Origin of the sequence: Micromonospora sp. SL4-19 (assembly GCF_047921475.1) — a bacterium.
Classification (GTDB): domain Bacteria; phylum Actinomycetota; class Actinomycetes; order Mycobacteriales; family Micromonosporaceae; genus Micromonospora.
Window position 1 is genome coordinate 65746 of sequence record NZ_JBLROB010000031.1, and the last position, 7407, is coordinate 73152.

Here is a 7407-nt window from a genome sequence, read left to right on the forward strand (position 1 = left end):
GCAGTGGCCCGAGAGCGGAGGCCGGCGGTGCCGCGGACCCGGAAGGCGAGTCGGCGCAGCAGCCGCAGCAGGCGGGCCACGTCGGTGTCGACCAGAGGCCGGGGGAAATGGCATCCGCACCCGCGCCCACCAACGCGGCCCGCGTCGCCGGGCCACCCCGGCACTTTCATGCGAGAAGACCTCGCGCGCCACTCGCTGTTGACCACGTGTCTATAATGACAATCGTTTTCAACTAAGTCGAGAGGACTGTGATGTCGACGTCCCCGCTCGCACCGGCCGACGCCGGAGTTCCGGCGTCCGACGCCCGACCGTCGTTGACCGTGCTCAGTGGCTTCTGGCCGTCCGCCACGTACGCCGTAGCCCGCAGCCTCCTCGCGGCGGACCCGTCGTTGCTGCTGATCCGGCACGACCTCGCCGGCCTCGGCACCGGCACCGTCCACCGCATCGTGCGCGACAGCGAGGGAATACTCGAGGACGAGCGCATCACGCTCGCACATGGCTGTGTCTCCTGCACCCTGCGCGAGGACGTGCTGCCGACCCTCGCCCGGCTGGCGCGCGCCCACCCGCACCGCGACCTGGTGCTGATGCTGCCGGAGGTGGTCGAGCCGGAAGCCGTCGCCGCCGTCTGCGCGCACTGCCTGGTCGACGGCGCGCCGATCACCGACCTGCTGCACGTCGACTCGTACGTCACCGTCGTCGACGCCGAGCACCTGCTCGATGGGCTGGCCAGCACCGACGACCTCAAGACCCTCGGCATCCACGCCGCCGACAACGACGACCGCGGGCTCGCCGACGTCATCGTCCGCCAGATCGAGTACGCCGACACCCTCGTCCTGTGGGGACAATCCCGGGATGGCGCATACGACACCAGCCGGCTGTCGGTGCTGCTGGAGCGCATGGTGCCGTGGGCAACACAGGTGCGGGTCGACGGTGACGTCATCGACGCCGCCGCGCTGACCCGCCAGCTGCGCGGCACCCGCCGGCACCGCCCCGAGACCCCCGGCGTCCTGACCCGCGGGTTGGCGGGCTACAACCTCGGCCGGCACGATCCGCACCCCGACTGCGGAGTGGTGTCCGTGGTCTTCCGCGCCCGCCGCCCCTTTCATCCACGACGGCTGCACGACGTCCTCGAGGAGGTCAACGACGAGGTGATCCGGTCCCGGGGGCACCTGTGGCTAGCCAGCCAACCGGACACCGTCATCGCCTGGGACTTCGCCGGCGGCGGCCTTAGCTTCGGCTCCCTCGGCCGCTGGCTGGCCGCCCTCCCCGACCCGCACTGGGACGAGGCGACCGACCACCGCCGGCTCGCCGCCGCCCTCGACTGGGACCCCTACTACGGCGACCGGCACCAGCACCTCGTCTTCATCGGCCTCGACCTCGACCCCGCCGCCCTGCACCGCACCCTCACCAGCTGCCTGCTCACCGACGCCGAACTCGCCGACGGCGAGGACACCTGGCGCCGCTACGACGACCCGTTCACCGGCTGCTTCCCGCTCGCCGACCTCGACCCCACCGACACCGACACCGACACCGACACGAAAGGAAAACCCGCATGAAGCCCGACATCCACCCCAGCTACAAGCCCGTCGTCTACCGCGACCGCGCCGCCGACTTCGCCTTCCTCACCCGCTCCACCGCCACCAGCGACCAGACGATCGAGTGGACCGACGGCAACACCTACCCCGTCATCGACGTGCAGATCTCCTCCGCCAGCCACCCCTTCTGGACCGGCAAGCAACGCCTGCTCGACACCGAGGGCCGGGTGGAGAAGTTCCGCGCCAAGTACGCCCGCCACGGTCGGCAGCGACCACGCTGAACGCCGCTTTCGCCTGCCTCGCTCCGCCGGCGCGCTCGGACGGCCCCGCCCAGGGGCACTGTCGCCGCGGCGTCAACCGACAGCTTCACGGCGACGACTGGGATCGGCGGACGGCAGGATGACCGAGGGACGGTGGGCCGAACAGATCAATGTCGTGACCGCCCGGGTGCTCTTGCCCGCTGGCCTCGGCGGAGGTTCACGACCGGCGGGGCTTTTACTCGATGAAGATCAATGACTACCGTCCTGGATGGACCGGCGCCAGCAACGGCGTCGGTTACCCATCCGGAAGGATCAGACATGATCATTGGGCAAGGTCGGCGGGGTGGTGCCAGACGCGCCGCGGTCGCCGGGGTCGCGGCGCTGGTCACGGTGGTGGCGGCCGCACCGGCGTACGCGGACGATCGGCCGGTCAAGCGACCGAAGCCGGTGGCCGGGGTGCACGCCGGTCAGGCGGGAATCAAGACCTTCGCCTCCCAGGAGGCGGCGGCGCGGATGGCGCCGTACGGGTCGGTGGCGGCGGGCGAGTACAGCGACGCCCTGGCGGACCTGAAGGGCCTGCGCGGCACGGACTCGCGCTGGTACGAGGTGACCGACAAGGCGTACGACGCCGACGACCCGAACTACCGGGACCCGGAGTTCTCCAACTCCGGCGGCGGCGCGGGACTGGTGGCGGGCCGGGTCACCGGCCTGGCGGCCGGTAATGGCCGGATGTTCGCCGGTGGGGCGAACGGGGGCGTGTTCCGCAAGAAGCTCGGCAAGGGCGCAAGTTGGGAGCCGATCTCCGACGGCATCCTCGCCCTCTCCACCGGCGACCTCGTCTACGACGACAAGGCGGACAGCCTGTGGTACGCGACGGGTGAGGCGAACACCGGCGCCACCAGCTACGCCGGCGCCGGGGTGTACCGGCTGCGCAAGGCCAGCACCGCACGCGGCTTCTCGCAGGCAGACCGGGTCGGCGGGGACGAGCTGGAGTCACGCAGCATCAACCAGCTGAAGTTCGACGGCGCCGGATGGGTGTACGCGGCGACCAGCCGAGGCCTGTGGCGGCACTCGACCGACCCGAAGCGGCACAGCGAACGGTGGCAGCTGCTGTTCCTGCCCAACCCCGCCTCCGACACGGACATCACCAAGCCGTACGACAACATCATCAACGACGTACTCATCCAGCCCGGCACGCACGGCAAGACCGTGCTGGCCAACGCCGCATGGCGCTCGGGCGCCGCCTACAACGGCTACTACCTGTCCACCAGTGGCGGCCAGCCGGGCAGCTTCACCCGGGTCACCCTGACCGGCGACATCAATAACGCCGACGTCGGCAACGCCGAGTTCGCCACGTCGGCCGACGGCAAGCACCTCTACGTGGTGCAGTCGAGCCCGGCCGGGCTCGCCGCCGGCGGCAGCGCGTTGGCCGGCGTCTACCACTCCACCAACGGTGTCCTCGGTCCGTGGACCCGCGTCGCCGACTCGGTCAAGCTGGAGAACTCCGGATCGGCGATCGGCGCCTTCATGGACTACCCGGTGGGTGTGCAGGCCTGGTACAACAACTTCATCGAGGTCGACCCGACCAACCCCCGGCACGTCTACGTGGGGCTGGAAGAGGTCTACGAGACCGAGGACGCCGGCGCGACGTGGAAGACGATCGGCCCGTACTGGAACTTCGGGTTCCCCTGCTTCGACCCGTCGATCCCGTCGGGCGGTTGCCCGTCCACCACCCACTCCGACCAGCACTCCATCGCGATCTCCGGCGGCACCGTCATCGTCGGCAACGACGGCGGCGTCTACTCCCGCCCCCTGGCACCGGCAGCCAGCAAGGAGGACGCGTACGGCCACGCCACCGACTGGACCAACCACAACGCCACCCTGCGTACCCTGCAGTACTACTCCGTCGGCACCGGACGTGACCCCAACGGTCGCGGCTGGGCCGTGGCAGGCGGCCTACAGGACAACGGCGGCTCGCTGCTGCGCGGTGGGGCCCGCAAGATGGTCAGCCCGTTCGGCGGCGACGGCGGTGACATCATCGTCAACCCACGCAACAGCTGCCAGATCCTCGACGAGTACGTCTACCTCGCGCTATGGATGACCACCAACTGCGGTCAGAGCAACGGCTCCACCAGCGCCATCTTCGACGTCACCGTGCCGGACATCAACGCCCGCTTCACCGCGCCGTTCCGCGCCATCCGCGGCTCAAAGAACATCCGCGACGGGGCGAACGAGCGATGGGTGGCTGGCGGCAACTCCTTCTGGCGGCACGACCTCGCCTTCGCCTACACCCCGGCCGAAGCCGCCGCCGACGACGCCAACGGCTGGCAGCAGCTCCACACGCTGGACAGCACCGGCGCCCGGCTCATCGTCGGCATGGACGCCGTCGCCGACCCCGCCGCCCCGGCCGACCCGTCCAAGGACACCTACCTCGCCTCCTGGTGCGGCCAGTCCAACTGCAACAGCGCCGGCTTCACCCGCGGCGTAGCCACCAACTGGGGCGGCAGCTGGACCGAACTGGACATGACCGGCCTGCCCAACCGCTACCCCAACGCGGTGACCTTCGACCCGAACGACCCCACCAACTCCACCATCTACCTGGTGTTCAACGGCTTCAACCGGCGCTTCATCGAAGGACCGGGCGCAGGCGTCAAGCACGTCTACCGGGGCCAGCTCACCAAGACCGCCACCGGTGTCTCGGTCGCCTGGACCGACCTTTCCGTCGGGTTCCCGGACGTGCCCGCAACGGACGTGGTCGTGGTCGGCGACAAGCTCGTCGTCGGCACCGACCTCGGCGTCCTCGTCGCCGACCGACGCGCCACCCCCGACCGCATCACCTGGCGGCGCATCGGCGCGAACTCCGGCACCTCCAAGTACGCCCTGCCGCTGACCGCCGTGTTCGACCTGCACATCAGCGGCGACGGCAACCTCTACGCCGCCACCCACGGACGCGGCATCTGGAAGACCCCGCTGAAGTCGCTGTAACGACGCCACCGGACAGGCCCGCCCGACCCGGTCGGGCGGGCCTGTCCCCGCCCGGAACCACTCCTGCAGGCGTACCGTCGAAACACCATGACCCGCGTGCAGGCCCTGCTTACCGCGGCCGTCGCGGCCACCGCGCTCACCGTCGCCGGCTGCACCGACGACCGCACCGGCGGCAGCGGGGAGGCGTCGGCCACGGGCACCTCCCCGAGCGCAACCATCACAACGAGCGCCCCGCAAGCCCCGTCGACGAGCCAACCGTCGACCCCGAGCAGCGAGACTTCCCGGCCGGGCCGCACGAGGAAGGCCAGCCCGACGAACCCGCCTCCCGACGACCGGACCGGTGACCTGGTCCCCGGACGCCGAACCATCACCGGCACCGTGGAACAGACCGGCGACTGGATCGTGCTGCGCACCGACGACGCCACCTGGGCACTGCTCGGGCGGCGGGCGCAGGCGCTGCGCGCCGGCAGCACGGCAACCGTCACCGGGATCGCCGCCCGGCGTCCCGCCGGCTGCCCAGCCGATCACGCCCTGTCGGTATACCGCGCGCGCTGATCACCCTAGGTCACCGGCCGGAATGTCACTTCCCGCACCAAGCTTCAGGCGCGATCCCCGCCGTGAAATGGCGACGATCACCCCATAGGGTTCCCCAAAAGATCTACCAAAGTGGATCAATGGGAGGACTACGTGATCGACGGAAGTCAACGACGACGAATCCGACGCCTCGCAGCCCTGGGAGTCGGCGTGCTCCTGGCCAGCCTGCTAACGCCCACCCACACCGCCCAGGCGCAACCGGACCCGGCGCCCGCGGCTGGCAAGGCGACCTTCAGCAAGCCCGCCGCCTTCGACGTCACCGCACCCCTGCGCGACGTCGCTCGCACCGCCCGGCGCTCGCTGGCGACCACGCCGCCACAGTTGCCCGAGGAACGCGGCCCGCGACTGAACGACCGCGGCCACTCCCCCGACAAGGCGGTCCAGGCCAAGAAGCCGCCAAGCACGATCGGTGGCACCATCGCGAACTTCGAGGGCCTGAGCAACCAGGACAACTTCAACGTTCTCGGCGGCCGGGTCAACCCGCCCGATCCAGCCGGTGACGTCGGCCCGAACCATTACGTCGAGATGGTCAACCTCGTCTTCGGCGTCTACTCCAAGACCGGCCGCCTGCTGCTCGGTCCCCTCGCGGTCGGGGACCTGTGGGCCGGCTTCCCGGTCGACGAGTGCACCGAGAACTCCGGCGACCCGGTCGTCCTCTACGACCAGCGGGCCGACCGGTGGATCCTCACCCAGTTCACCACCCGCGGCTCGGACTACCCGAACGAGCCAGCCAACCTCTTCTACAACTGCATCGCCATCTCCACCACCGGCGACCCGACCGGCTCCTACTACCGGTACGCCTTCAACACCGGCTACAACTTCCCCGACTACCCGAAGTACGGGATCTGGGGCGACTCCTACCTGATCACCACCCGCGAGTTCGGCACCATCGACGAGTCGATCTACGGCATCGGCGTCTACGGACTCGAGCGGAACCGGATGCTCGCCGGCGACCCGAACGCCCGGGCGGTGAGCTTCCTGCTCCAGGAGGGCAAGGTTCCGCTCAACCTCATCGGCGACGGCCTGCTCCCCGCCGACGTCGACGGACCCAAGGCACCCCCGGCCGGCACCCCCGCGCCGATCGTCGGCACCCAGGACGACGACGCCGACTACGGCGCCACCTTCGACGCCGTCAACGTCTGGGAGTTCGCCGTCACCTGGAACGCCGCCCCCAGCGCCTCCATCGGGCTCAAGACCCAACTGCCGACCGCACAGTTCGACTCCGTCTTCCCCTGCCAGCCCACCGCCCGCGACTGCCTGCCCCAGCCCGGCATCACCAACCCCGACCAGTACCTCGACATACTCTCCTACCGGCAACGGCCCACCTGGCGACTGGCCTACCGCACGTTCGGCTCCTACGAGTCCATGGTCACCAACCAGTCCGTCGAGGCGCTGCCCGGACAGGCCGGCATCCGCTGGTGGGAGCTGCGCCGCGACAAGCGCGGCAACTACACCATCCACCAGGAAGGCACCTTCGCGCCCAACGACACGGTCAACCGGTGGATGGGCAGCATCGCGCAGGACCGCAAGGGCAACATCGCCCTCGGCTACAGCGTAGTCAACGGCACCGACGTTTACCCCGGCATCCGCTACACCGGCCGCCTCGCCGGCGACCGGCCCGGGCAGCTCACCCTCGGCGAGGGGACCATCGTCAACGGCACCGCCGCGCAGACCAGCCTCAACTCCCGATGGGGCGACTACAGTTCCATGACCGTCGACCCCGTTGACGACTGCACCTTCTGGTACGTCAACGAGTACTACACCCAGGCCGGCGCAGCCCAGGCACCCAACGGCAACGGCTGGCAGACCCGCATCGCCAGCTTCCGCCTACCGCACTGCTGACCAACACCATTGGGCGGGCGGCCAGCTGGCCGCCCGCCCAATGCCCTGAAAGGCTGCCCGGCCGGCAAGTAGACGGCGACAGCGGCACAGAAAGCCCAATGGGCTCCCGCACCGCCGGCGCCCCGGGCTCCCCGGGCTTCGGCCATAAAACCTTGCGGCCTTGCCGTGGCGGTGCCAATCCTGTGGCCTGG

Annotated in this window: 5 protein-coding genes; all 5 read left to right on the top strand. The window is 70.0% G+C overall.

The window, feature by feature from the left end:
* Nucleotides 1-251 precede the first annotated feature (251 nt).
* Entirely contained in the window at nucleotides 252-1556 is a 1305-nt protein-coding gene (locus tag ACNAVT_RS26765; RefSeq protein ID WP_416300153.1) for a CobW family GTP-binding protein, read from the top strand.
* Nucleotides 1553-1816: a type B 50S ribosomal protein L31 gene (locus ACNAVT_RS26770; protein WP_416300155.1), complete on the top strand. Its 264-nt coding sequence runs from the start codon at nucleotides 1553-1555 to the stop codon at nucleotides 1814-1816. Before ACNAVT_RS26765 ends, ACNAVT_RS26770 begins: the two co-directional genes overlap by 4 nt.
* A gap of 297 nt (nucleotides 1817-2113) precedes the next feature.
* The gene (locus tag ACNAVT_RS26775; RefSeq protein ID WP_416300157.1) at nucleotides 2114-4780 is read left to right on the top strand and encodes a glycosyl hydrolase; all 2667 of its coding nucleotides are present in this window, start codon (nucleotides 2114-2116) and stop codon (nucleotides 4778-4780) included.
* An 87-nt stretch (nucleotides 4781-4867) separates the two neighbouring features.
* The gene (locus ACNAVT_RS26780; protein ID WP_416300159.1) at nucleotides 4868-5335 is read left to right on the top strand and encodes a hypothetical protein; all 468 of its coding nucleotides are present in this window, start codon (nucleotides 4868-4870) and stop codon (nucleotides 5333-5335) included.
* A 189-nt stretch (nucleotides 5336-5524) separates the two neighbouring features.
* A complete protein-coding gene (locus ACNAVT_RS26785) occupies nucleotides 5525-7216 on the top strand; it encodes a hypothetical protein (RefSeq protein ID WP_416300160.1) in 1692 nt (563 codons plus the stop codon).
* The last annotated feature ends 191 nt before the right edge of the window (nucleotides 7217-7407 follow it).

Coding starts and splice junctions, on each gene's coding strand:
- ACNAVT_RS26775 (WP_416300157.1), top strand. CDS start 2,114: ATGATCATTGGGCAAGGTCGGCGGGGTGGTGCCAGACGCGCCGCGGTC.
- ACNAVT_RS26765 (WP_416300153.1), top strand. CDS start 252: ATGTCGACGTCCCCGCTCGCACCGGCCGACGCCGGAGTTCCGGCGTCC.
- ACNAVT_RS26780 (WP_416300159.1), top strand. CDS start 4,868: ATGACCCGCGTGCAGGCCCTGCTTACCGCGGCCGTCGCGGCCACCGCG.
- ACNAVT_RS26770 (WP_416300155.1), top strand. CDS start 1,553: ATGAAGCCCGACATCCACCCCAGCTACAAGCCCGTCGTCTACCGCGAC.